Raw genomic sequence first — 23,999 nt, 5'->3', positions numbered from 1 at the left:
AAGCGCTTCCCCGAGCAGATGTATGTCTAGAGACCGCTCCATACGATCTCCTTTACCTTCGAGGCAAACTCAGGAAAGTCCGGCAACGCAATAACGATTGACTCGGTTTGCCCAGCCGCCACAAACTCCGGGAATTGTGTGCCGAGCGATCTGAACGTGTTGCAGTTTCGTGGGCGATGTTCGAGAGACGCCCCTACGGAGACTCCCACGCCTGCTCTTGCGCTCCGTTCGAACCAGAGGTCAACCATGCCGTCGTAAAGCTCCCCCAGGGCACCTTCAGCAGTGAGGGTCGCCGGTCCCGCGAGCTTGGCAAGGTAGTGGTGGCCTCTCTTGCGCAACTGTTTCGCCGCCCGGTTGATCGTTTTCGATATCCGAGCATCTGCGTCGTGCTTCTTAATCTCCCAGAGCCGGAAAACGAGGGTTCCGCAAGAGTCCTCGTAGACGACGAGCCCATCTCCCCCTGGTTCGAGTGCATCGGCCTTGATGGGTGGCGCTTCTACGAGAGTGCGTCCGTCCCGACAGGATGTACGCTCGGCCACAACGCGGTGCCAGAGCAACTCCGCGACGTGCCCTTGTACATGATCGGCGGGCTTCGGAGCATCCGGAAGGCCGAAGCCGATGGAAACAAATGCCTTGACGGCTTCTAGTTGCGCTCCCGTCGAGGGTGCGCCCCCGTCACGACGCGTGCGCCACCGGTCGAGTACCGGTGATTTCCCGCATGCAACGACCATCGCATCGTCAGCGATGATCGCGGCGGCAAGGTCACGCGCATCATCTACCAATTGCTCGCCACCGACGACATACTCAACCTTCGACTTGCCATCGCTTTCTTCAAGTGTCAAAAGCGGAGTCAAGAAGGCTGGTGAACTCATAATTACGACCTATCTGTCGAGTTGCGGATCGCCGTTGATCTTGGATGCGGAGAGCGGTCGGCGAGCATCGACCGCGGTGAAGCGGATCTCCTTGCCCGTCGCAGTCGAGACTTCGGACACCTCGGCCGGAAGTGCGCAGAGGCGGTCCACGGCGGCCTTGTTGCTCCGGTATTGCAGCGCGATGAACCAGCCTTTGGTGGCGTTGTCGGATTGCAGATAGCTCGGGAGCTGGTACCGCAGCCCGTTCCAGAACCTGCCGTTGTGGAGCTTCTTGACTTCGATCAGCAGACGGGCAGATGTGCCTGAGGATGCTTTGAAATCGACCGGACCGCGTCCGAGCTCGACTTCGCGGTCGAGCTCGACATCGAACTGCCGGAGGTACTGCTGAGCTATGCCCAGGAACACCAGCTGTGCTGCCTCTTCGGGTTTCTCCGAGCCGTCATCGTTCCACAGCAGGCTCCAGCCTCGCTGGTCTTCGATGAAATGCCGGAACTGTTCCACGACTTCCGCGGCGAGGTCGACGAGATCATCGTGAGTTGTGATCGTGCGCGGCGGGAGCGGATTCTCAGCGGCGTATCGTGCCGGTTCCCGGTCCCACTGAACGACCCCGAGCGGGTCAGCGCCGAAGTCGTAGCCGATGAGGTCTTCCCGGCTGGTCTGGGCTCGCGCCCAGTCCCGGACTCGATCGGGGTGCTGGCGAGCGAAAGCGACGATGCTCGCCTTAGTCACTGCCTGGCCGACCTGGAGGTTGAGCGACAAGCGGATGTCGTCATTGAAGTGTGAGTCGAACCAGTCATCCGCGTTCAACGTCGGCAGGCCGTTGAGGAGGAACGCCGGGACGAGGATCACCGGGCGCCCAGTGACAGGGTTGGTGGGAAGGGCAACGTCCTCGTCATGCCATCTGGCGCTGTCCAAGCTGACACGAGCATGCCGGACCTTGTGCTGGTCGAGCGGGACGTTGTGGTTCGTTGCGATGGCCTGCGTGTATGCGATCAGGCGGCTCTTGATGACATTGGCGGTCGCATCGGAGATCCGATCCGCCCCGATTCCCTCGTTCAGGATGCCGATTTCCTCGATGTGCTCGGGCTGCCCGAGGCCTGCGGCGATCGCAACGGCAATACCGTCCGCCATCCGCGCCGCGAAGCGATCGCCGGCGCCGGAACCACGGGTTCCTTCCGCCGTATATCCGAGGCCGAGCTCGAAGGGCTCCGGGAAAGTGAGCAGTCGCCGCGCCGCCTGTGCTGACACCGAGGTGGTGCTCGTTGCCCTGGCGACGAGGCCGTAACAGTGGACGAAGTGGGCGATCAGCTCGTTGTGCGCTTGTGCCCATTCGCCGCCCGCTTCGAGAAGAAGCAACGGGTCAATGAAGAGCTTGGTGTCGATGGTGAGGTGTGGATCAAACCAGTCGTCTGCCTCGGAGCGCTCGATCCCGAAGGCTTCCGAGAATCTCACGATCGATCCCCGGTCAGCGGAACGCGAGATGCGGCTATCTCGTAGAGATGGGCAGGGAGACCCGATCCCGAGAGGAATCTGTCGTCGTCGATCCCTGCGGAGCTCATGACCTCACGGGCGCGCGGCAGTATCGAGGGCATCTCAAGTGATGCGACCCGGCCGGGCTCGGCGCGGCGCCAGCCGTTCTGTGACATGCGGATCATGGCGTTCCGGTATGAGACGTCGCCCATGATGCCGAGTGCACGAGCCCTGTACAGCAGCGCTGCCAGGCTGACTCCCCAATGCTCCTTGAGCTCCGCGAGCTGTGCCCATGCACGGCCAGCCGTAGAACTCGGCAGGAACGGGGCGATCTCCTCCGCAGGCATAAGGAACTCGGATGCGAATCGATGAGCCTGCTCTTCAGCGATCTTCCCGCCGGGTTCGGCGTCGTGATGCATGATCAGATGCCCGAGCTCGTGGGCGACGTCGAACCGCTGCCGGTAGTAGTCGTCCTTGGCGGGATTCAGAACGACAATCGGCCGCGTGGCCGTGTGCAGGGAGTAGGCGTCGATAGCCGCAATCCCCGGCTCACTGAAGACGACGACTACGCCCGCACGCTCGGCGAGGCGGATCACATGCTGGATCGGTCCTGGGCCGACGCCGAAGAACCCACGGGCATCCCTGGCTGCCTCTTCCGGAGTTGTTGTGCCCTCTTCAGGGTCGACAGGCAGATCGGGCAGCAGCGCTTCCGGAAACTCGACGGCGTTTTCCAGCATGCCGGTCACCTCGGCGACGAACTGCCCATACGCTTCGGCTTCATCCTGAGCGATCTGCGGGGTGGAGCGGAGCGACCGGAAGTGCGGCTTGTTCACTCGTGGTGGGGCGCCTCCGCCGAAGAACTGCGGCTCGACTTTCAGGGCAAGCGCCAGCTTCGCCACAGTGGCCCGGTTGGGTTGCTTCGCGCCACTCTCCCACGCTGTCACTGAAGCCGGCGACATTTCGATCAGGGCAGCGAGATGCGCCTTCTTTAGCCCTGCGAGTTGTCGCGCCATTGCTAGACGCTCGCCGTTGAAAAATGTGGCCGCGGCGGCGAGCGTCTGGGACGGTCGGCGCAGGCTATCCATTCGCCGCGCCCGCCCCCTCGCCCGCGAGCGGCTTCTTCATTCGCACAACAACATCGTCCACATTGGTCGATGCCGAATCCCCAGGCAGGGCGGGCGGCACACGCACACCCGTGCCGGCCATCGGAGTCCCGCCTGAAAGCAGCAACTGACGCCAGTGCCAGCAGGAGTCCTCGGGATGAACGGGGTTCTTGCTTTGGCCGACGTAGACCTCGAACTGCTTAGTGATCGGGTTGAAGGCATGTGCCGCCACGAGCGTCACACCGACGAACTCGTCATCATCAGGGATACCGGGAATCGACTCCAGGCCGAAGTCGGCGTCGTCGAACAGCGTGTTCCCGCCGATGAACTGCTGGGAGGCGACTCGGCGCTTGGCATCGCTGCGCTCCACCCACTTGATGTCGTCGATGCGGCCGAAGATATAGGACTGCAGCAGCACACGGTGCCCGTCGGCCGCCCAGCCTGGTGACTGCCGGTAGTTGCTCCGCGCAATCGCCTCGGGAGAAAGTGACGGCATAGACCGGAACGCCTCGGGCGCGAGACCGCGCTCGAGAACATCTGAACCAGTTCCATCCACATCTTCTCCCAGAGCGAACCGCCCGTTCGAGGTCGCGCGGTCCATCAGATCCTTGAGGTGCTTGAAGTTCAGGTAGCCGATGACTCCCTGGTCATGTCCGGCGTCCTCGTCATAAATCTGATCGGTGGCGGCGAAGGCTGCTGGCGCGGCCCACGCGAGCACGTCGAGGAGGCCGGAGGTCCGGAGGCTCGCGATGGCGTCGTCTTCAGCAGTCACAAGGTCAGCCTACACCCAGGTCAGTAAGTTGCGCACTAGTTTTCACTCCCAGCGTGTCTTGTGTCTTCTAATTTGCTTCGTGCGCACGGGTCCTCACCCCGCTCTTCCGAAAGCTCGCTCGAGGTACTCGGCGGTGGCGGGGTTCACAGTCTCATCTCGGTGAATGTAGTGCTGCATCGTGATCCGCGGGTCGGTGTGCCCGAGGAGTTCCGAAGCGAGGAGCGCGCCTTGCGCGTCGTTGACGACCGTGGCGACGGTGCGGCGAAAGCGGTGTGGAGTGACGTTCTCGATCCCGGCAGCGTCCATCACGTCGCGCAGGAGCCTGCGGATGTTGTTCGTCGTGTGCGGCGTCCCGACCCTCGTGCTGAACAGGAGCGCGTGAGGTTCGGTGTCGCCGCTACGCAGTAGGCGCGAGCGGATGGCATGCAGCGCGAACGCCGGCAGGGCGACGCGGCGAACCGAGCGATCCGTCTTCGGATGGCCCTGCCGGTGCGTCGGCTCACCCTTGCGGCTGATGATCGTCCCGGCGATCCGCGCCGTCGGGATCGGTCCGCCCAGGTCGAGATCCTGGAGGCGGATGGCGAGGACTTCGCCGATACGGGCGGAGGTGCCGAGCATGACCTCGACGATCTGCCCGAGCTGCCGATCCGGCCTCGGTCCCGCCAGTATCCGCCGTGACTCCCACGCCTTGATCGCTGCACGGATGTCCTGCACCTCGCCGATCGTGAACGCGTCCGGGATGGTCTTCTTCCGGTGCAGCCGGGAGACGTGATCCATCGGGTTGCGAGGAAGGATCTCGTGACGGACCGCGAGCGCGAGTGCGAGGCGGAGGACGACGCGGGCGTGCTTGGCACGGCTGTAGCTGCGTCTGGCGAGTTGCTTAAGGAAGTAGTCGCAGCGGGCGACCCCGATCTCGCGAAGGGTCAGGTCCTTGAACGCCGGGAGAACAAGGGCACGCATGTCCCGCTCGTAGAGCTGCCTGGTGGTTCGTGAGAGGCGGTCTTCTATCTCCATGTCTTCCAGCCAGTAGGCGACGAGTTCCGGGAAGGGGCTGTCGGCGCTCATCCCGTTGAATCCGGGCTGGTAGAGGGAGCGTTCGGCGAGCTTCTGCTTGAGCTTGCGCTCCGCGGCAGCGCGTGAAGCACCGGTGGCCTGCACGAGCCGGTTGCTGCCGTCCCAGTCCCGGTACCGGGCGCGGGCGACATGGTTGCCGTTCGGCTGGACACGGGTGGCGATGACTCCGAAGGTGCCGATCGGCGTGCGGGGCCTACCCACGCGCACCCTCCCCCGCTCCAGGAAAGGTAGCCGCGCCGGTAGAGGCGGCGGGCTCACGCATGGTGTCCATCCACGCACGGATGTCGGTGATACCGAACATGATGCGCTTGCCGAAGCGGTAGGCGCGGGGGCCTTTGCCGTTGGTGCGCCAGTCGTAGATGGTGGAGACGGGCACGCCGAGGTAGTCGGCGAGTTCGTCGATGTTCAGGAGCGGTTCCAGGCCGTGCGGGCTGGACGGGTGGTGATTCATCCCTCCAGTCTCGAAGGACGAACGAGCGGGTCCGTTCCCCCGCCTCTACTCCCTCGGTCGAATTGCCCGCCGCCGGGCACGCGAATCACCGCAGGCCGTAACCGCGTCGCTATTCGAACGGTACGGGCGAGGTCGCCGCGCAGTTCCTATCGCACGTGCGCCGTTGTCGGCTCAGCAGGCTCAATCGGCCGAAGCGCACGACGGTCGCGGCGTCGGGTTGCCGACTCCTCTAGTCGAGCGCGGATGAGGAGGACGAGGCTGATCGGACCCATGATGAGGAACTTGAGCGCATTCCAGCAGAACACGAGCACGAGGAGGTTCAACCACCCGGGACCGCCATGCTCGATCAGTGTGAGGCAGTAGTTCGCGGCGAGGAAGTACGGCACGGCGACGAGCATCGCGGGGATGCCCCATTTCAGGCCGCGGCGAGTGCGGATCGCGTCGAGCGCGATGTTGGTGGGCATGTAGCGCCGCAGGTAGTAGCGGGCTTGGGCGCTGAGCGCCCAGAGCAGCCGGATCATGGCGTTGTCCTCTCGTGGCACGGTCAGGTGACGAGACAGTGCGTAGAGAGTGGCCGGAGGGCCTGTCCACAGAGAGACGCCAGATCAAGGAGGAATCTGCCTCGCTCCCAGGGTACGACTCCCCGGCGACATCCGTAAGAGGTGCGCCTGCTCGTTCGGACGGCGCTCGCGCACCTGCCTGGCACACACGGACAGGAGCCGGCATGGTCACGATCACTTCTCTCGCCAAGGACGAACGCTCCGCACGGGTCGCCCTGGCGGCGACCTTGGAGCCCGACGACGCGGTGACCGGCCGGCTCATCGCGGCGGTTGGCGCGGTCGAGACCATGCGCCTGGCGGCCGGCACCGGCGCGTTCCCGAAGAAGGTCGATTCGGTCGACGCCGGGCTGTGGCGTAACAAAGTCTCCCCACGCCTCGACGCCCGCACGGTCACGCAAGCACTGTCGGAGACCGACCGCCTCGGACTGCACATCCTCATCCCCGGCGACCGTGACTGGCCGACCGCACTGAACGACCTGGGCGAGCGCGCCCCGACCGTGCTGTGGGTGCGCGGCACGGTCTCGTTCCTCAGCGCCACGCTGAGCGATCGAGTGACGATCACCGGTGCCCGCGCCGCCACGAGCTACGGCGAGCACATCACAGGTGAACTCGCCTCCGACCTGACCCATGCAGGGCGGATCATCGTGGCCGGCGGCGCTTACGGCATCGACGCAGCCGCACACCGAGCCGCGCTCGCTCCTGGCGGGCAGACTCTCGCCGTCATGGTCGGCGGTCTGGATCGCCTCTACCCATCCGGCAACCGCGAGCTGCTGGAACGAGTCGGAGACCTCGGGCTCCTCGCTAGCGAGATGGCACCCGGTTCCGCGCCGACCATGTGGCGGTTCCTCGCCCGCAATCGCATCCTCGGTGACCTCTCCGGTGCGACCGTCGTCGTGGAGGCCGGCTACCGCTCCGGCTCCCTCAACCTCGCCGCTCGCGCCGCGCAGCTCGGCCGTCCAGTCGGCGCCGTGCCCGGCCCGGTGACCAGCGTTTCCAGTGCTGGGACGCACCGGCTCCTGCACGAAGGCATCGCGTCACTCATCACCGATGCCACAGACGTCACGGCGCTCCTCGACCCGCCCGCAGGCGTGAGCGGGAAGGCACTCGCACGTGAGTCGGCCATCACCCCGTCCGCGCGCCGGGAGGGGTGCGCGCTGTAGGCGGCCTTCGGTCGGCGTCACCGCCAGTTGTCGCGGGTGATCCCTACGCTGGGGGTCATGACTTTCACCGCTCTGCATCGCGCCCTCGGAGTCGCTCCTGGACCGCTGACGGACGAGCTGCTGGATGCGGCGGTGAGCAGCGGAGTCGTGGAGACGAACGATCTGGACTGGAAGTCAGAGCTGCCGCCGGCGAAGGGCCTATCGCAAACGGACTTCCCCAAGGACGTTGCAGCGATGGCGAACAGCGGCGGCGGTGTCATCGTGTTCGGAGTACGCGAGTCGCAGAAGGCCGCGACAGGGCGGGTCGACGTCGGCGAGTTTGATGAAGCGTACGAGCGATCCCTGCGCTCCGCGGCGATCACCGCGATCTCCCCGCCTGTCTTCGGACTCAACGTGCACCGTCTCGGAGTTGAGGGGGCTCGCGCTGTCGTTGTGGAAGTGCCTGCAAGCCTCGACGGGCCGCACCTGATCTACCGTAACGACTACTTCGGCGCTCCGGTGCGCAACGACTCCGACACCGTGTGGATGAAGGAACGCCAGATTGAGGCGATGTACCGAGCTCGCTTCGATGAACGCCGCCATGCCAGCGAAGCGCTCGACAACCTGTATGCCGAGACCGCGGGCGGGCGGGCGACGAGCGAACGCGCCTGGTTGATCGCTGTCGCCCACCCGCGTGTCCCTCGACTCCACAACCGCCTGACGCGCGATGGCGCGCGCGACGTGCTGACCAAAGCGGAAGGCTTCGCCTTGCTCTACGCCGGACGTGGCGGTGTGCACCCGCTGGAAAACGTCGACCGTCACAATCCACGACCGGGGTTGCGCCGCTGGGTCGCCGTCAACACCGCAACAGGCGACCGATCACTGTGGAAGGAAGCATGGGCGAGTCTCCACCACGACGGATCAGTTACGCTCGCAGCCGCAATCGGCGGCCACCGCATGAGTAGCGACGGGTACTTCGAGGGATCGCAGGTCCAGTCGGACGCGGTCGAGTGCGGCGTCGCAGATCTGATGGCTCTCATCCGAGCGACCGCTGACGCGACGGGCAACGACGAGTACGACGTGCGCGTCGGGATCGAGTGGACCGGTTCAGAGCCCCTCGTGATCCTGACTGTGGACAACTTCGGTCACTCCTACGGCGGTGTCTCCACGCCGTTGCACCGCTACATACCCGTCGAGAGCACCGTGAACGCTTCGGCTGCCGATCTTGACTTCTACTGGGGCGTTCACGACCTCGCTCAGGACTGCGTGAACCAGGGCGGCGTCTCGAACGTACGAATGATCCAACCACCAGATCGAACCGAGTAGCTGGGCCACTACAACGACGGCCTGACGCGCTGCGGCCCGGTGCGCCGAGCGCGTTCCTGCTCTGGCTGTTCGGGCTGGGCGAGGTTCTGTGCCCGGTCGAGCGCGGCGCGGGCGCGGGCGGCGTCGAGCTTCTGCGTCTCGGTCTCGGCGCGTGCTCCGAGGGGTGCAAGCCCAGTGACGCCGTAGCGGTCACGGTAGGCAGCGATGGTGCGAGCGGCGTTCCGCCATGCGCGGGCCGTTCGCGCCTGCTTCGGCTGGACGCCGAGTTTCATGATCCACTCGTGCTTCTCGGTGAGCGCAGTGTCGAGGAGCACATTGGTCCGGGTCTCGATGAGGTCGCGCCGCTCTGCCAGTGCCTGCCACATCTCCGATGGCATGGTGCCGGTGGCTTCGGGGATGAGGCCTGCGATCAAGCGTGGCGCCTTCCGCGCGCGACCGGACCCCGCCGGCCGGCCGGTCGCCTTAGCGACGCGGTAATGCAGGACGGCCGCGATGTCATCGGCGTCCCCGAACCCGCGTGCTCCCACGAGGCGCGGCAGTAAGGTCTCGACGTCGTGCTGGTTCGCCTCTGCCCGGCGGAGCTCGGCGGTCAATGCGCCGAATGCGGGTGAAGCGATCGCGTCGTCTGCGTCGTCGTCGCTGAGCCCCGACGAGCGTATGAGTGCGGCCCAGCGGTCGTGTTGTGCGGCAGCGGCCAGGGTCTCGTACTCGGCAGCGAGCTGCGCAATGGAGCCCCAGGTGTCCTGCTCGGCGGTGATCGTCTCGTGCGCCGACAGCTCGGCGCCGACGTGCTGCAGCACCCCGAACAACACCGACCGGGCGGACGCATCCTCGTTGTCGCCGGGGTGCGGGCCGTCGTGAGCGGGGTCGGGCTTATCGACGGCGACGTAGGCGATGTTCTCTTCGCGGCCACGGGTCATGGCGACGTAGAACGTCTCTCTGGTCATCGACGCATCCGCCAGGACGTGCGAGGAGTCGACCGTGATGCCCTGCGCCCGGTAGGAAGTGACGGCGTAGCCGAGGTCGAGATGTTCGGCCGCGTACTCGGCCGGGACCACGACCGATGCGCCCCACGTGCGCCCGGCGCGATGGAGGGTGAGGGCGCCGTCGTCGCGGACCTCGGTGACGGTCCATCTGTCGCCGTTGCGGACCCAGGACCGCCCGGCGCGAAGGCGGCGGTCGTTGCGGCGGGTGATGACGGTATCCCCGGCCGCGGCACGGGTGCCGTCGTGCAGCTCGACCTCGCGGCGGGCGTTGACGGTGCCGTCGAGGATCAGATCGGCCCGCGCCCTGTTGTTGAGCGCTTGGACGGACTCGTTGGAGTCGGTCACGAGGACGCTGGCTCGCCCGTCGAGGGTGTCCGTACGCCAGGCGGTGTAGGCGGCGTCGATCATCTCCTCTGACTCCCCGCCGATCACGCGGCCGTGCTCGGCGTAGGTGTCGATGACGTCGGTACGGCCGTACCGCAGCGCGAGCGAGGCGGTCTTCTCCCACACGTTGACGAACCGGTGCACGTCGACCAGCTCCGGGGCGTCGTCGCGGTCGCGGACGAGGAAGGAGAACGCGCCTCCGGCGGTGACGGACTGGAGCTGGGCGTGATCCCCGACCAGCAGTACTTTCGCCCCGGCCTCCGCCGCCAGGGTGGTGATGCGGTCGAGGGAGAGCGTGCCCGCCAGGGACGCCTCGTCGACGATGACGAGCTGTCTCTTGCGGAACGTCTCGCCGGTGCGGTCGTGGGTGTCGAGCCACTTGGCCGTGTTCTCGGTCTGGATGCTGAGGTCATCGGCCAGGACCTGCGCGGCGACGGCGGACGGCGCAAGCCCGACCACGCTGCCGCGCCCGTGCTCGCGCTCCCATGCCCGTCGCAATGCCGACATCGCTGTCGTCTTCCCCGCACCGGCCGGGCCGACCAGTACATCGACCATCCGGCCTGAGAGCGCGATCTTCGTCAGCGCGGCTGCCTGGTCGTCACCGAGCATCCGGCCCTTGCTGTCGGGGCGTTTCGTGATTCGTTCGACGGTGGTCAGCGGCACCGTCGGCGCGGTGGTGGTGCGGGCGCGCTCGAGGAGGCGGTCTTCGGCGGCCAGCAGCGCCTCGGAGGAGAACAGAGCGGAGTGCTTCGGACGGAACACGCTCGTGCCGTCCGAGCGGCGGAACTCCGCCGGGCTGGATGCGAGCTCCGGCGGGGTCAGGCGCAGCGAGGCCGCCTCGGCAGCGTCAACGACCATTCCGACGACGGCTTCGCGATCCTCGGTCGACGCGAACCGGTAGGCCATTGTCTGCCGAGCGGCCTCGGCGGTGAGGTTCCAGCGATGCCAAGTGGAGCGCTTCTCCCCGACCGTAGCCACGACGTCTGCCCCGAGCGAGTCGATCATGTCCAAAGGCACGTCGTCGGCGCGCAGCAGCAACGGCTCCTCGTTCGCCGTCACGCCGCGCGCCCACGAGGTCGCATCCGACGCGAGCACCCTCCCGGCCCGTTCCCGCCAAGAAGCCGTGAGGGCGGCCAGCGACTGCACCTCCTTCTCCGGTCGAGTGGTGAGCGTGGCCTGGGCGCGGAGCTTCATGATTGTCGCCGGCGACGGCCGGCGCCCATGCGTCTCGACGTAACGCTCGATAAGGCGATCGGTCTCTGCGTCGATGTGCCGGGCACGAGTGGAGAACTCCTTGACCAGTGCCTCCGGCACCCCGGTGACCACCCAGGCGGGGTTCCGGTCGCGGCCTCTATCCCGCGCCTCCCACGAGACGCCGAGCATTCGGGTGAGGTGGTCCGCGAAGACCGCCTCGTGCAGTTCGGAGAGCGCGACGACAGCCGCGTGCATCGGCCGCCCATCCAAGCTCCGCCATTTCCCGTCAAGGACGGTCTGCACCTTGTTACTGATGACGACGTGCGTGTGCAAATGGGGATCGCCCGCCCGGCTGTCGTAGTGGTCGAACGCGGTGGCGATCAGACCTGCGACGTCGACCTGTGCAACCGCGCCGTCGCGGCCGCTTGCGCCCGCGCGCGTGGCTGCAACCTCCCGCTCCATGAACGCAACGACCTCCGCAACCGCCGCATGGTGCGCGTCCGCGATCAACGTCTGCGTCCCGGCATCCGCAACCGCCCACAGCACGCTCGCGGACTTCGGGATCGAGAACGTGAAGTCGAACCCCGCGACGGCCCGGCGCGTCCCACGCTCGGCCTCCCCCGCTTCGATCGCCGCGAGCGCCTCCGCGCGTGACGCCAGCCCGAGGGACGGATCAAGCGCCCCGCTGCGCGCCTCAATCCGCTCGGCCACGGTTCGGTACTCGGGATACGCACGGCCAAGCGGTTCCCCGGTGATCGGGTCACGGCCCATACCAACGAGGAGCTGGAGTTGGGCTTCGGAGACCTGATCGCCTGCGCTGATCCGCCCGCTGCCGAGCATGGCGACCCCGGCACCGAGCCAGCGACCCGGCGGGGTGCCCTCGGCGTTGTAGTAACGCGTCAACGGGGTGGACAGCGACCTGTCGCCGTCGCCGGCCGCGACGGTGCGCAGCAGGTACTTGTAACCGTCGCCCGCCGACATCACGCGCATCGAGACCGTCATGTGAGAAAGGTGGGACTCGCGTGACGCTACGGCGTCGCATGCGCCGGAGCAGGAAGGGCGCGTGTATCAGTCGTCAGGTCCCGTCGGCTAACGGGGCGCCGGTGCGCGCAGCCTTTATGCGGTTTGGATCCTGTGTGAGAACACCAATGGCACCGACGACCCATCGCCGACAGTTTCGCATTATGAACTCGTTTATCTGGAGATTCACGTCGATTTCACGACCGATGACGAGTAGCTGCGTCGGCGAGATCGGGAAGGTCACTGTGCAGATCTCGCTGTCTCTGGTCTCTCTGAAGAGCAGAACCGCACCATCCCCTGTTACGAGCAGGTCGCTCGTATAGATCCGCCATGGCCAGAGCTCAAGTGACAGATCCCGAAGACGAAAGAACCCCTCCATGTTCCTCGAAAGGAGCAGCCGGTCTCCGAGCTTCAGATTCGTCTTCTCAGTTTCGCCGCCTACCTTCAGGATGACGGCCGGCGTCGTAACGGCGGCCTGATCTGCGTAGCGCCCTCGCTCGAGATGCATGTCCAGAAACTCGATGACAGCGATTTGCATCTCCAAAGTGAGCGTTTCCTGCGCTCGAAGCACATTCAGCGCCTTGATACCAGCCGCCTCCGTCTTTGCGAAGCGCGCCTCCAGATCCACAGTCAAGACCTGCGGATCGTACACATAGCTGACGACCGTCGCGCTATCGACCGAAGTAGTAAAACCTCGATCGTTCTGACAGTCGATGACTGATACCCGCTTCTCGTCGTTGGCCCATGCCTGCAGGTAGCCCTTAGACACCATGTGTGCGCGCCTCACAGCCATTGCGCCTCCTCGTCAACGTCTCGAAATTCGTTCCAGTGACATGGTCTCTCGCTCAGGCGCTTCTCTGGCAAGGTGCAATTCAGCTCAGGACGAAGACACGACTTTCCTGATAGGGCTCGGCAGGGGCGAAGCTGCCACCATCGAACCTGGTGCATCGCAGGTGTCCGAGCCAGGATTGGTGTGCCAGACCGCGCCGAGATTGGGGAAACCGCAATGGCAGATGCTGAATGGTGGATGTGCCATGACGTGCTCGTCCAGGTGGCTGGCCGTCTGCGCGACGGACGGCCACTCGGGATCCTGACAGGGGCAGGCGTGTCGATTGAGTCGGGCGTGCCTTCAGCAGGCGGCGTCGTCGCGCTACTTGAGCGCCATGGGCTAGTCACAGATCGCGGATTAGCGTATCAGGACGCGATGGCGTCGGCGTTTCCCACCGATCACGAGCGGGGGGCCTTCCTTCGCAGCATGTGCAGCCGCAAATCTGCTGGTGCCGCGAACCAAACGATCGCTCTACTCTGCCGTGACTTCACGGTCGGGCCGTTGCTCACTACGAACTTCGATCATCTGCTCGAGCAGGCCTGTGTCTCGCTCGCCGACCGCCCGATCATCGTGAGCATGCTCGGTTCGCCGAGCGCGATCGCAGAGTCGTCGAAGAGCATCCAGATCATCAAGCTGCACGGCGATCTCCATTTCGACGTAACCGCCCACAGCGACCAAGAGATGGCCCGGCACCACGCCTGGCTGCGGGACTGGTCGCAACTGCGGTTCCGGCCAGGCTCCTCACTGCTGGTGCTCGGCCACTCGGGTCTGGATGCACCGATTCGCGAGCTTGTTCGGGACCTTCTCGACTCTGGCACGCTCGCCCGGGTCTATTGGGGCGTGTTCAAGCACGAATCCGAGTCGAACGTCGGCATCGTGGAGGCACTTCAGCAGGAGTGCGGAGGCCCGGACGCCTTCGTCCTCTTCCGCCATGAAGGCGCCGCAGCGATCCTCTCGCAGTTGTACGAACTGGCGGCTGGGCAACCTCCGCTCATTGAGACGGTGCTTCTCCCGGCCTTTCAGGTGGTGACGGGCCTCATCCACGGCGCAGCAGAGGTCGATGCGCGGGCACTTGCGGGCAGCGCCGCGCAGGCCGATGTCGGTCGATTGAAAGCCTCGATTCGGGACACCCAACTCCGGCTCGTCGAGGTCAGAGCCGACGACCACGCGGAGCGGGCGTTCCGCGCACTGGCGGCGCTCGCCGCTGAACAGTCGGAATCCGTAGTGACTCTGGCGCTGGATCAGGCAGACACGTTGCCGAACGACGAGTCGCTGATTCGCGCGCTCACTGGGTGGGTCGCTCGAACGACCGGCGAGGTGGTCGAAGCGAGCCGCGCGCAACATTCGCTCGCGGCTCTTGCCGGCCTGCGAGCGCGAATCGTCATCAACCTCGCCCAAGCCTTCCAGCACCAGAGCTCGGCACAAGCGCTGGCGGTGCTGGCAACCGCTCTTCCAGATGATGCGGCTATCTGGGTTGTCTCCGACGTTCACGCCGACTCGATTCCAGGATTCGAGCCGCTCACATACTCCGCGCGGGCTCTCGTGCTTCCTTCCTCCGCCGGCGGCATCCTCGAGCACATACGCCGTTCGGTCGATCGAGACGCATTGAGGCGGTTCCTCGTAGCCGAAAGACAAGGCAGGACTGTAGAGGACCTCATCAGGTCCGCGATTTGTTACGAACGAGGGAACCGAGTCGTGATCGACCGAACTCGGTGGACGCAGCCTGACTACTTTCCGGCCGGATATCTTCTCGACGCCATCGGCGTGGCCGAGCAGTTGGCGCGCACCACCAACTCTTTTGAGGCGCTGAACTGGTCGTCCGATCTCGAGTCCCTGAACTTCTCAGCTGCCAGTGAATACCCGTTGCGACGAAATCTGTACACGTCAGCGGCGCTCAAGTGGCTTCTGGGAGCCGCCACGTCCTGGTCGGGCACGCGCGGCACCGGCTACTTCCTGACGACGCTCAAGGAGATCCTGCACGCATCGACAGGGACGATCGTCGGCCAACTCGATGCGCTAGCAATTGGGCAGGTCCGCCGCGTCCTGGCTCATTGGCCACCGCCTCCCGTCGACTGGCTCGGCCAGCCGACCCTGTACGTTGGCCAGAGCCAAGCGCTTGATCAGCTCGCGTCTCAGATCGATCGCCAGCTAATGGGTGACCCGTCCCTGGCGATGCATTCCGACGACGACGACCTCAGAACCCATATGCGCACTCTGGAGGCGATCGCTCCAGGGATGGCTTATCAGTTCGTCGGCTGGGCCGTCAGCGGCGAGGAACGCGTGCAAGACTATGCGCGGTTCTTCGACCTGCTCAACATGGCCGGTGATGTTGCGCAGACCGTTGCGCCGACGGCTGCAGTGATGCTCGACGATGCAGCATGGATGCTCTTCGCAGTCGGCGACCACGACGAGGCATTTCGTCTCTGGGAGCTCGTGACGGATCAGATCCTCGGTATAGGCGGCATCCCGGCGGTCATACACCTCTGCAACTACGGCGTCGCGTGCTATCTCACCGGCGAGGAGCAGGCAGCAGCCAACATGCTCTTCGAATCGGCCCTCCTCGCCTCTCGAATCGGGGACGAAGGCCGCGTGTGGAGAGCCCTTGCCTATCTCGCAAAGATGGCGCCCGGGGATGCGAAGGCCGAAGCATGGATCGACTCGTGGCTTGAACAGGTGGCGGAAGACCTGCCCAACGAAGATCGCGTCTCTCAGGTCGAGTTTGTCATGGCGATCCGTGGCGTCATCATGGAGCTTCAGGAGTTCCCGATCCAGTGAACGCTTTCGGACGCGTTCTCTGTAGGGAGAGCCAGGCGGTCGAGTCGCCCGTCCCGCTGTCGGAGATCTAAATCCGCGATTTCCGAGCGTTCAACCTCGATCTGCAAGAGGCGTGGTGGCTCTGAGGTGACGTCGGAGAGGAACTCCAGCGAGTCCAACGCGAGGTTAGGGCGAAACAGTCCGCAGGGAGTCTCCGCGGGCACACAGCGGGTGCGCAGCATCCATCGCCTGCGCCATGGATTCGATGACGACTCTCCCGTCTGACATTGAGCTAGTGGCAAGCGCACTGGCCGATTACTGCACCAGATGGCCGATCTCTGCATGCTCTGCGCGCACTTGTACTTATTTAGAGACGGTCGGTCTAAATTCGCTCTCATGACCGACATCGCAACTCGACCTCGCCGAGGGCGCCCCCCGAAGATCCCTCGCGAGCACGGAGACACGCGCGAGGCGCTGTTGCGCTGCGGCATGGAAGTCCTCACAACGCAGGGCATGAGCGCGACCGGCATCGACGCGGTCCTGAAGCGTGTCGGCGTGCCGAAGGGCTCCTTCTACCACTACTTCGACAGCAAGGACGCGTTCGGATTCGAGGTGCTGCAACGGTATGCGGACTACTTCGCTCGCAAGCTCGACCGATGGCTGCTCGAAGAGGGGCCGTCGCCGCTGGAACGCCTGACGCGGTTCGTGGACGATGCCAAGGCCGGCATGGTACGGCATGACTTCGAACGAGGGTGCCTAGTCGGCAATCTCGGCCAAGAGGTCTCCACCCTCCCCGACGGCTACCGGGAAGCGCTCGAAGACGTGCTGCGCGACTGGGAACGTCGCGTCGCGGCGTGCCTGCAACTGGCCGCAGACGCAGACGAGATCCCGCCCGGCTCCGACTGCGACGAACTGGCGTCGTTCTTCTGGGTGGGTTGGGAAGGCGCGATCCTTCGCGCCCGCCTGACCCGCGACGTCCGGCCGATGGAAGTGTTCTTCGCCGGTTACCTCGCATCCGTCCGCATCCATCCCGGGAGAGCATGATGTTCAGCGCAATCTCCATCGACAAGACCGATGCCGGATACCAGGCAGCGCTGCGCGAACTCGATGAGAGTGAGCTACCTGACGGTGACGTCACGGTGCGCGTGTCGTACAGCGGCCTGAACTACAAAGATGCCCTCGCGATCACGGGAAAGGCTCCGGTCGTGCGTCGCTTCCCGATGGTGCCCGGGATCGACCTCGCCGGTGTCGTGGAACACAGCGACAGCCCCTCTTATGCGCCTGGCGACCGGGTGCTGGTGAACGGCTGGGGCATCGGCGAGACGCACTGGGGCGGTCTCAGCCAGCGGGCTCGCGTGAGTGCGGACTGGCTCGTGCCGGTTCCTGATGCGATCTCGGAGCGGCAGGCCATGTCGATCGGCACGGCCGGATACACGGCCATGCTCTCCCTCATGGCCCTCGAGTCGCACGGCCTCACCACTGATTCGGGTGACGTCCTTGTCACGGGCGCGAACGGTGGGGTCGGCGGGTTCGCGATCGCGCTGCTGGCACGCGGCGGCTACTCGGTCGTTGCGTCGACCGGCCGTCCCGTTGAAGCCGATTACCTGCGCCGCCTTGGCGCCACGACGATCGTCGACCGGACAGAGCTGTCGGGGCCGGGCCGGCCGCTCGGCAAGGAACGCTGGGCGGCTGCGATCGACTCCGTCGGTAGCCATACCCTTGCGAATGCCTGTGCCGGGACGAAGGCGGGCGGCGCCGTCGCCGCATGCGGGAACGCACAGGGCATGGATCTGCCCGCCACTGTCGCACCGTTCATCCTGCGCGGGGTGAGCTTGCTCGGCATCAACAGCGTCACCCAGCCCCGCGACAAGCGCGTCGCAGCGTGGAACCGCCTGGCCGACGAGCTCGACCTGGACTTGCTGCCCGCGATGAGCCGCGAGGTCGGCCTGAGCGAGGCCCTCTCCGTTGCCGATGACCTTCTGGACGGCCGCATCCGCGGCCGGATCGTCGTCGACGTGAACCGCTGACCATCCCCCAAGACCACACAAACGAAAGAGGAAGACCATGACGAAGATCACCGTGCTCGGAGCGGGCGGACGTATCGCAAGACACGCCATCGCCGCGCTTCTCGAGGAGCCTGCCAACGAGCTGACCCTCTACCTGCGTCGCCCCCAGAGCCTGCCGGATGCTCCCAGCGACCGCGTCCAGATCGTCGAGGGCGACGTGCTCGACAACGAACTCCTCACACGCACCGCCACGGGACAGGACATCGTCTACGCGAACCTCGGCGGAGGCGACATCGAAGCTCAGGCCCGCGCCGTCGTCGCAGCGCTGACCGCCGCGGGAACACGACGGTTGATCTGGATCTCCACCCTCGGCATCTACGACGAGGTGCCCGGTGAGTACGGCAAGTGGAACCACCGGATGCTCGACGGCGGATACCTGCAGACGTACAGCGCCGCCGCGAAATTGATCGAGGAGTCCAACCTCGACTACACGATCATCCGTCCCGCGTGGCTGTCGGACGCCGACGAGGTCGACTACGAGCTGACCCAGAAGGGCGAGCCCTTCCAGGGCACCGAGGTGTCCCGCAAGAGCGTCGGCGCGCTCGTCGCCGAACTCGTCAAGAACCCGGCCGACAGCATCGGCGCCTCGCTCGGCGTGAACAAGCCCGGCACCGACGGCGACAAGCCATCCTGGTACTGAACGGAGCATGCCATGACCGCTTTGGACACGCTCACCGAGAACGGCTTGTCCCTCGGGATCGAGCTGCCCCTGGACAACGATCTCGCCCGACGAGACGTCTCCGGTCAGGGACTCTTCCCTGACCTGACCCGGCATCAGGAGCGTGCGCAGCTCGCCGACCGGCTCGGGTTCCGGGCGCTCTGGCTGCGGGACGTGCCGATGTGGCGACCGCGTGACTTCGGCGACGCCGGACAGGTCTTCGACCCCATCCCCTACCTCGGCTACCTCGCCGCATCGACCGAGCACATCCTGCTCGGAACAGCGGGGATCGTGCTCCCCTTGCGGCATCCAGTCGCGCTCGCGAAGGAAGCTGCAACCGTGGATGTCCTCTCCGGTGGGCGGCTGCTGCTCGGCCTCGCCTCGGGCGACAGGCCGGGTGAGTACCCGTTCTTCGGAGTCGATTTCGATCGTCGGGGAGAGACCTATCGCGACGGTGTGCGCGTGCTGCGTGAGATCTGGTCGCAGGCGGCGCTGGGCCGGATCGATCAGGACTCGTTCCTGCCCGCCCCTGCGGACGGGACGATTCCACTGATCGGGATCGGTGGCGCGCAGCAGTCTCCTGCGTGGGCGGCAGAGCACCTCGACGCGCACATGACGTACCACCGTGCAGGTCCGCAGATGCGCGCCGTCGCTGCGCAGTGGCGGGCGATATCGCTCAAGCCGTTCATGACGAACCTCTACCTCGACCTCGCGGAGAACCCGGACGCTCCCTTCGAGCCGATCCGCCTCGGTGCACGGGTCGGCACCACCGGTCTCACCGATTACCTCACCGGACTGGCAGCGGCAGGGGTCGTGCACGTCAACCTCGTGCTGCGGCCGGGACGACGAGACGTTGAAGACGTCATGGAGGAGATCGGACAAGACGTCATCCCCGCCCTCCGAGCCCGAACCGCATCAGAGCCAGCCGGCGCAGACATCCGATCGTGACCGAATCCACCGAAACAAGAAACAAACGAGCAGGGAGAACGATTGATATGAGCAGCACAGACACCATCGCCACGACTGCGAGCGACCCGACAGCGGTTGTCGCGACCGCGCAGTTCCTTACCCCCGTCGTACTCGGCCTTCAGGGGCTGACCATCAACGCCAAGCAGGCGCACTGGCACGTGCGTGGCTCGAACTTCGTCGGCGTCCACGAGTTGCTGGACACCATCGCAGGCAACGCCGGCGAGTTCGCCGACGCGGCAGCGGAACGCATCGTCGCCCTCGGCCTCCCGCTCGACGCCCGCGTCAGCGCGGTCGCCGAGAAGAGCTCCGGGACAAGCGTCCCGGCCGGCTTCGCGAACTCAGACGACCTCGTGCACGCGGTGATCGCAGACATCGACAGGCTCCTCGCCGACGTCCGCGCAGCGGTCGATGGCCTCGACGGCATCGACCTGACCAGTCAGGACGTCGCGATCGAGATCCAGCGAGGTCTCGACAAGGACCGCTGGTTCCTCGTGTCTCACATCGCAGCCTGACCGACCTGCCAAAGCGGCGCCTCTCACCGGTCCGGTGAGAGGCGCCGCGCGCACTACGTGGTGCAGTCGGACAACACGGGCTAATCGAGGATCGCGGTGACTTCGAGCTCAACGAGAACGTCCGGCTCGAAGAGGTAGTCGACCCCGATCAGGGACGCGGGCGGCAGGGGCTGAGGCAGCTTCAGCTCCTCAGCGACCCGAGCGATCCCGTCCATGAAAGGTGCGATCTTCTCGGGCTCCCATTCGGTGACGTAGAAGGTCAACCGAAGCGCATCGTCGAAGGATGCACCCGCGCCTGCGAGCGCACGAGCTGTGTTGCGGAGAACCTCCGCGACCTGACCCGCGAGATCGTTGATCGCGATGGGCTTTCCTTCCGCACTACGGGCGACCTGGCCGCTGATATGCACGTGACGCGTGCCGGTGCCAATGGCGACGTGATCATACGGCGTTCCTGGCTGGAGACCGGCAGGACTGAAGCGTGTGACTGGCATAGAAGGTCCTCTTCGTTGGTGGTTTACTATTGATACTTGGTAGTTGAAGGACACTTCAAGGAGACCTGGTTTCATGGCCGATACCGACGCCGTATGCGAAAGCGAGCTGCGTATCGCGACGCCGCATCGCGAGCTGCTCGACCAGGTGCTCGACAAGTGGTCACTCAGCGTGCTCAACGAACTGTGCGAGCGACCCTGTCGGTTCAACGAGTTACGGCGTGCGATTCCGGGAGTGACGCAGAAGTCCCTCACGGCGACGTTGCGTCGGCTGGAGCGAAACGGAGTCGTGCAACGCCGAGTCATCAGCACGCGGCCGGTGGCCGTCGAGTACGGGATCACCGCCTTGGGCAAAACGTTGCGCGGGCCGATTGACGCGCTCGTCGCCTGGGCAGATGAGCAACTGCCGAACATTGAACGCGCACGCATCGCCTTCGACGAAGACGAACAGTAGACGTCGGGACATCTTTCCCCTCGCGACCAAGCAAGAGCGCGGCTCAGCTCTCTGTCGGATGTTCAGGCTTTGCGCCTTCTCTGTCTCCCATGACGGCGTCCACCATGCCCATCGTCGCGTCGAACTGCGTCATGACCAGCGCCGCTGTGCTCGCGAAGCCGCACGCGAGAAGGATGAGCAGCGAGGGGACGAACTCAGTCGGATCGGGCACCCAGCCTCCCAATGTCCATGGCAGGACCATGGCGATGACGATGCCGGCGCTCGAGAGCCATTCGTTCACGAATAGAGCGCGTGAGGAGCCGGACCCGCCCCTCGCGAGGATACGACGTCCTGTTTCCACTGTCATCGCTACCAGGAGGATGCCGAGGACGATGAAGCTCAGCGCGCCCCAGAGCGGATCAAGCGACGCGAGCACGAGCGGAACAAGGAGCGGAATGGAGTAGGCGGTGAAGACCCAGCGGACCGACGAACGGAGATACCGGTCCGCAGCCTCCGACGCTGCGAGTCGGCGGTGCATCTCCGAGTCGATGTAGAAGAACACGCCCACGATGAACGTGCCGAGCATCGTTCCCGATACTCCGGCGAGCCCCAAGAGGAAGTCATCATCCGTACCTGACATCGTCTGCGTCCCTTCTTCCCTGGGCACCTGTGAAGCGGGCAATCCATGCGGTCGCAGGATTTCGTGCCAGATCGGCGAGGCTTCCTCGCTGCGTGATGCGCCCTGCCTCAAGGACGATCACCTCGTCAGCGAGCACCTCGACGTCTTCACGGTCATGTGTGACGAGGATCGTCGGACCGGCGAACTGGCGGAGACGCAGACCGAGGTCGGCACGCACTTCATCCCGGAACTCCACGTCCAGCGCCGCGAGCGGCTCGTCGAGGAGCAGTGCCTTCGGCTCGGATGCGAGGGCACGGGCTAGCGCTACACGCTGAGCTTGCCCGCCGGAGAGTGCACTGGGGTATCTCTCTGCCAGGTCCGCCATTCCGAAGCGAGACAGCCAGGGGTCTGCGCTGCGCCGGGCGGCGGACCAACGCCCACCGCGGACTTTGGCTGAGAAGGCGACGTTCTCGCGCACCGTGAGGTGAGGGAAGAGGAGCAGGTCTTGGAACATGACGCCGATCCTTCGCTGGTCAGCAGGAAGACCGGCCAGATCCTTGTCCCCCAGTCGAATCGTGCCGTGGGACTCGGTGAAGCCTGCGATCGCCGCGATGGCGCTGGACTTTCCGGCACCGTTCGGTCCGACGACGGCGAGCACACTTCCGGGATCCGCTTTCAGCTCCACGACTACGTCGAAGGCGGGGCGTGGGATACGTGCGGAGACGGTGAGCTCGAAGGTCATGCGGTGCCTGGCAGCCATCGGTCGCGGAGTGCGAGGAGCACACCCAGTGATACCGCGAGCAGGACGAGTGCGAGGGCGATCGCGGTGTCGGGGTCCGAGTTCATCGCGAGGTACGACGCGATCGGGAGTGTGCGCGTCACGCCGGGGAAGGAGCCGGCGAACGTGATAGTCGCGCCGAACTCGCCGAGCGCGCGGGCGAAGCACAGCACGGCGCCCGCGGCGATTCCAGGCGCGGTCAGCGGAACCGTCACGAGGCGGAAGATCTGCCACGGGCTGGCGCCCAGGGAGGCGGCGGCTAGTTCGCTGCGGCGGTCCGCTGATCGCAGCGCGCCTTCGACGGCGAAGACGAGGAAGGGCATCGCGACGAAGGTTTGCGCGAGCACAACGGCACCGGTGGTGAAAGGAATAGTGATGCCGACCTGCGTGAGCCATTGCCCGAGGATGCCTCGCCGTCCCAGCAGGAGAAGCAACGCAATGCCGCCGACAACGGGAGGCAGTACCAGCGGGATAGTGATCGCCGCCCGCAAGAGGCGGCGCGGCAGGACCTTCCAGTGAACGGAATGGCTCAGCAGGACGGCTAGCGGGATACCGAGGATGAGACTCAGGCCGGTAGATAACGTCGCTGTGAGTAACGAGAGCCCGAGCGCCTGTAGTACCTCTTGCCGAACGAAGAGTTCGCCCAGCTGGCCCCATGGTGCACGCAGGATGAGTCCGAGCAGCGGGAGAACGAGCAGCGCGAGACCGATCACCCCGAGGGCGAGGATGACCGGCTGCCGGCGTTCACGGGGCCGCGAAGCCTGCATGCTCGAAGACCTGACGTGCCTCATCGGAGCGGAGGTAGTCGATGAACGCCTGTCCTGCGTCGGGGTTCGGTGCCTCGGCAAGAAGGGCGACCGGATAGTTGTTGATCACCTGCTGCGCCTCAGGCACATCGATGCCTTCCACCGCGCTCCCTGCTGCGACGACGTCGGTCACGTAGACCAGTGCGGCGTCGGCCTCACCCAGAGAGACTTTCGTCAGTGCGGCACGCACGTCCTCCTCAAGTGTGTCCGGTTGGGCCTGAACACCAGCAAGGTCGAGCAGGGACTGCGCTGCGGCTCCACACGGCACCGCGGTGTCGCACAATGCGATTGTCAGCTCAGGCCGTGCGAAGTCGGCGAGACCGGTGATCCCTGCAGGGTTCCCGGCGGGAACCGCGATCTGCAGCGTGTTCGTGACGAGCACTTCCGGATCGGCGGCCAGGCCTGCGTCGACAACAGACTGCATCGTCGCCTCATTCGCTGAGAAGAACACGTCCACCGGGGCACCGGAGACGATCTGCTCGGCGAGCGCCGACGATCCGCCATAGCTGGCGACCACGTCGACATCTGCGTTCGCGTCCTCGAACCTCTCGGCGAGGACGTCGATCACGTCGGTCAAGGAGGCTGCGGCCAACACTGTCACCGTTCCGGAGGTCATGTCGTCCTTGCTTGCCCCGACATCCGATTCGTCGCTTCCCGTGCCGGGCGATGAGCATCCAGCGAGCAGAAGGAGCGCTGCGGCTGCCGCAAGGAGGGAGGGGGCACGCACGACAGGAAC

At 65.4% G+C, this 23,999-nt stretch carries 23 protein-coding genes; 9 read left to right on the top strand and 14 right to left on the bottom strand.

Annotation, left to right across the window (positions count from 1 at the left end; translation table 11 throughout):
• Positions 1–26 precede the first annotated feature (26 nt).
• The 7 genes from AB1K56_RS06180 to AB1K56_RS06150 all read right to left on the bottom strand — a co-directional run bounded on the left by AB1K56_RS06180 (position 27) and on the right by AB1K56_RS06150 (position 6,263).
• Positions 27–872, bottom strand: a complete 846-nt coding sequence (locus tag AB1K56_RS06180) for a hypothetical protein (protein WP_371204945.1) — start codon at positions 870–872, stop codon at positions 27–29.
• A 9-nt stretch (positions 873–881) separates the two neighbouring features.
• Positions 882–2,324 carry a hypothetical protein gene (locus tag AB1K56_RS06175; RefSeq protein ID WP_020624925.1) on the bottom strand — a complete coding sequence of 481 codons (1,443 nt, stop codon included), beginning with the start codon at positions 2,322–2,324 and terminating at the stop codon, positions 882–884.
• A complete protein-coding gene (locus tag AB1K56_RS06170; protein WP_070709075.1) occupies positions 2,321–3,427 on the bottom strand; it encodes an XRE family transcriptional regulator in 1,107 nt (368 codons plus the stop codon). The genes AB1K56_RS06175 and AB1K56_RS06170 overlap by 4 nt, the downstream gene beginning before the upstream one ends.
• Entirely contained in the window at positions 3,420–4,217 is a 798-nt protein-coding gene (locus AB1K56_RS06165) for a hypothetical protein (RefSeq protein ID WP_070709076.1), read from the bottom strand. Before AB1K56_RS06165 ends, AB1K56_RS06170 begins: the two co-directional genes overlap by 8 nt.
• Positions 4,218–4,310: 93 nt before the next feature.
• Complete coding sequence (locus AB1K56_RS06160; RefSeq protein WP_070709082.1) at positions 4,311–5,492, bottom strand: tyrosine-type recombinase/integrase; 1,182 nt, start codon at positions 5,490–5,492, stop codon at positions 4,311–4,313.
• Positions 5,485–5,742 (bottom strand): AlpA family transcriptional regulator, encoded by a 258-nt coding sequence (locus AB1K56_RS06155; protein WP_020624282.1) that lies wholly within the window; start codon positions 5,740–5,742, stop codon positions 5,485–5,487. Before AB1K56_RS06155 ends, AB1K56_RS06160 begins: the two co-directional genes overlap by 8 nt.
• Positions 5,743–5,888: 146 nt before the next feature.
• A complete protein-coding gene (locus AB1K56_RS06150) occupies positions 5,889–6,263 on the bottom strand; it encodes a hypothetical protein (protein ID WP_020624281.1) in 375 nt (124 codons plus the stop codon).
• Between the two features lie 203 nt (positions 6,264–6,466).
• On the opposite strand from AB1K56_RS06150, the gene AB1K56_RS06145 reads away from it, so the two are divergent.
• Both AB1K56_RS06145 and AB1K56_RS06140 read left to right on the top strand, forming a co-directional pair.
• A complete protein-coding gene (locus tag AB1K56_RS06145; protein ID WP_020624280.1) occupies positions 6,467–7,462 on the top strand; it encodes a DNA-processing protein DprA in 996 nt (331 codons plus the stop codon).
• A gap of 57 nt (positions 7,463–7,519) precedes the next feature.
• Entirely contained in the window at positions 7,520–8,767 is a 1,248-nt protein-coding gene (locus AB1K56_RS06140; protein WP_070709077.1) for a helix-turn-helix domain-containing protein, read from the top strand.
• Positions 8,768–8,775: 8 nt separating this feature from the next.
• On the opposite strand, the gene mobF is transcribed toward AB1K56_RS06140, so the two are convergent.
• Positions 8,776–12,321 carry a MobF family relaxase gene (gene mobF / locus AB1K56_RS06135; protein WP_371204943.1) on the bottom strand — a complete coding sequence of 1,182 codons (3,546 nt, stop codon included), beginning with the start codon at positions 12,319–12,321 and terminating at the stop codon, positions 8,776–8,778.
• Positions 12,322–12,406: 85 nt separating this feature from the next.
• On the bottom strand, positions 12,407–13,144 hold the full coding sequence (locus tag AB1K56_RS06130) for a DUF4238 domain-containing protein (RefSeq protein ID WP_020621998.1): 738 nt from the start codon (positions 13,142–13,144) through the stop codon (positions 12,407–12,409).
• Positions 13,145–13,357: 213 nt separating this feature from the next.
• On the opposite strand from AB1K56_RS06130, the gene AB1K56_RS06125 reads away from it, so the two are divergent.
• From AB1K56_RS06125 to AB1K56_RS06100, 6 genes are all read left to right on the top strand, one after another.
• A complete protein-coding gene (locus tag AB1K56_RS06125; protein WP_292775127.1) occupies positions 13,358–15,955 on the top strand; it encodes an SIR2 family protein in 2,598 nt (865 codons plus the stop codon).
• Between the two features lie 375 nt (positions 15,956–16,330).
• Complete coding sequence (locus AB1K56_RS06120) at positions 16,331–16,978, top strand: TetR/AcrR family transcriptional regulator (RefSeq protein ID WP_083325314.1); 648 nt, start codon at positions 16,331–16,333, stop codon at positions 16,976–16,978.
• Entirely contained in the window at positions 16,978–17,961 is a 984-nt protein-coding gene (locus AB1K56_RS06115) for an MDR family oxidoreductase (protein WP_070709079.1), read from the top strand. The genes AB1K56_RS06120 and AB1K56_RS06115 overlap by 1 nt, the downstream gene beginning before the upstream one ends.
• Before the next feature lie 37 nt (positions 17,962–17,998).
• Entirely contained in the window at positions 17,999–18,640 is a 642-nt protein-coding gene (locus AB1K56_RS06110; protein ID WP_020622159.1) for an SDR family oxidoreductase, read from the top strand.
• Between the two features lie 12 nt (positions 18,641–18,652).
• Positions 18,653–19,606 (top strand): TIGR03571 family LLM class oxidoreductase, encoded by a 954-nt coding sequence (locus AB1K56_RS06105; protein ID WP_020622158.1) that lies wholly within the window; start codon positions 18,653–18,655, stop codon positions 19,604–19,606.
• Between the two features lie 47 nt (positions 19,607–19,653).
• A complete protein-coding gene (locus AB1K56_RS06100; protein ID WP_020622157.1) occupies positions 19,654–20,139 on the top strand; it encodes a Dps family protein in 486 nt (161 codons plus the stop codon).
• An 80-nt stretch (positions 20,140–20,219) separates the two neighbouring features.
• Here AB1K56_RS06100 and AB1K56_RS06095 read toward each other — a convergent pair whose 3' ends face one another.
• Entirely contained in the window at positions 20,220–20,630 is a 411-nt protein-coding gene (locus AB1K56_RS06095) for a RidA family protein (protein WP_043276424.1), read from the bottom strand.
• Between the two features lie 73 nt (positions 20,631–20,703).
• Here AB1K56_RS06095 and AB1K56_RS06090 point away from each other — a divergent pair, with 73 nt between their 5' ends.
• Positions 20,704–21,081 (top strand): helix-turn-helix domain-containing protein, encoded by a 378-nt coding sequence (locus tag AB1K56_RS06090; protein WP_020622155.1) that lies wholly within the window; start codon positions 20,704–20,706, stop codon positions 21,079–21,081.
• 43 nt (positions 21,082–21,124) lie between these two features.
• Here the strand turns inward: AB1K56_RS06090 and AB1K56_RS06085 are convergent, their stop codons facing one another.
• Genes AB1K56_RS06085 through modA form a run of 4 tightly spaced genes read right to left on the bottom strand, consistent with a single transcriptional unit; the run spans position 21,125 to position 23,879 of the window.
• On the bottom strand, positions 21,125–21,700 hold the full coding sequence (locus tag AB1K56_RS06085; RefSeq protein WP_024357654.1) for a hypothetical protein: 576 nt from the start codon (positions 21,698–21,700) through the stop codon (positions 21,125–21,127).
• Positions 21,684–22,421: an ABC transporter ATP-binding protein gene (locus AB1K56_RS06080; RefSeq protein WP_020622153.1), complete on the bottom strand. Its 738-nt coding sequence runs from the start codon at positions 22,419–22,421 to the stop codon at positions 21,684–21,686. Before AB1K56_RS06080 ends, AB1K56_RS06085 begins: the two co-directional genes overlap by 17 nt.
• Positions 22,418–23,224, bottom strand: coding sequence for an ABC transporter permease (locus AB1K56_RS06075; RefSeq protein ID WP_020622152.1), 807 nt, complete (start codon positions 23,222–23,224; stop codon positions 22,418–22,420). Before AB1K56_RS06075 ends, AB1K56_RS06080 begins: the two co-directional genes overlap by 4 nt.
• Positions 23,202–23,879, bottom strand: coding sequence for a molybdate ABC transporter substrate-binding protein (gene modA, locus AB1K56_RS06070; RefSeq protein ID WP_020622151.1), 678 nt, complete (start codon positions 23,877–23,879; stop codon positions 23,202–23,204). The genes AB1K56_RS06075 and modA overlap by 23 nt, the downstream gene beginning before the upstream one ends.
• Between the last annotated feature and the right edge of the window lie 120 nt (positions 23,880–23,999).

It is taken from the genome of Microbacterium sp. BWR-S6Y (assembly GCF_041379845.1).
Lineage (GTDB): Bacteria > Actinomycetota > Actinomycetes > Actinomycetales > Microbacteriaceae > Microbacterium > Microbacterium hydrothermale.
This window is presented reverse-complemented; position numbering and strand designations above follow the sequence as displayed.

Coding starts and splice junctions, on each gene's coding strand:
- AB1K56_RS06180 (WP_371204945.1), bottom strand. CDS start 872: ATGAGTTCACCAGCCTTCTTGACTCCGCTTTTGACACTTGAAGAAAGC.
- AB1K56_RS06170 (WP_070709075.1), bottom strand. CDS start 3,427: ATGGATAGCCTGCGCCGACCGTCCCAGACGCTCGCCGCCGCGGCCACA.
- AB1K56_RS06155 (WP_020624282.1), bottom strand. CDS start 5,742: ATGAATCACCACCCGTCCAGCCCGCACGGCCTGGAACCGCTCCTGAAC.
- AB1K56_RS06150 (WP_020624281.1), bottom strand. CDS start 6,263: ATGATCCGGCTGCTCTGGGCGCTCAGCGCCCAAGCCCGCTACTACCTG.
- AB1K56_RS06145 (WP_020624280.1), top strand. CDS start 6,467: ATGGTCACGATCACTTCTCTCGCCAAGGACGAACGCTCCGCACGGGTC.
- AB1K56_RS06140 (WP_070709077.1), top strand. CDS start 7,520: ATGACTTTCACCGCTCTGCATCGCGCCCTCGGAGTCGCTCCTGGACCG.
- mobF (WP_371204943.1), bottom strand. CDS start 12,321: ATGCGCGTGATGTCGGCGGGCGACGGTTACAAGTACCTGCTGCGCACC.
- AB1K56_RS06130 (WP_020621998.1), bottom strand. CDS start 13,144: ATGGCTGTGAGGCGCGCACACATGGTGTCTAAGGGCTACCTGCAGGCA.
- AB1K56_RS06125 (WP_292775127.1), top strand. CDS start 13,358: ATGGCAGATGCTGAATGGTGGATGTGCCATGACGTGCTCGTCCAGGTG.
- AB1K56_RS06120 (WP_083325314.1), top strand. CDS start 16,331: ATGACCGACATCGCAACTCGACCTCGCCGAGGGCGCCCCCCGAAGATC.
- AB1K56_RS06115 (WP_070709079.1), top strand. CDS start 16,978: ATGTTCAGCGCAATCTCCATCGACAAGACCGATGCCGGATACCAGGCA.
- AB1K56_RS06110 (WP_020622159.1), top strand. CDS start 17,999: ATGACGAAGATCACCGTGCTCGGAGCGGGCGGACGTATCGCAAGACAC.
- AB1K56_RS06105 (WP_020622158.1), top strand. CDS start 18,653: ATGACCGCTTTGGACACGCTCACCGAGAACGGCTTGTCCCTCGGGATC.
- AB1K56_RS06100 (WP_020622157.1), top strand. CDS start 19,654: ATGAGCAGCACAGACACCATCGCCACGACTGCGAGCGACCCGACAGCG.
- AB1K56_RS06095 (WP_043276424.1), bottom strand. CDS start 20,630: ATGCCAGTCACACGCTTCAGTCCTGCCGGTCTCCAGCCAGGAACGCCG.
- AB1K56_RS06090 (WP_020622155.1), top strand. CDS start 20,704: ATGGCCGATACCGACGCCGTATGCGAAAGCGAGCTGCGTATCGCGACG.
- AB1K56_RS06085 (WP_024357654.1), bottom strand. CDS start 21,700: ATGTCAGGTACGGATGATGACTTCCTCTTGGGGCTCGCCGGAGTATCG.
- AB1K56_RS06080 (WP_020622153.1), bottom strand. CDS start 22,421: ATGACCTTCGAGCTCACCGTCTCCGCACGTATCCCACGCCCCGCCTTC.
- AB1K56_RS06075 (WP_020622152.1), bottom strand. CDS start 23,224: ATGCAGGCTTCGCGGCCCCGTGAACGCCGGCAGCCGGTCATCCTCGCC.
- modA (WP_020622151.1), bottom strand. CDS start 23,879: ATGACCTCCGGAACGGTGACAGTGTTGGCCGCAGCCTCCTTGACCGAC.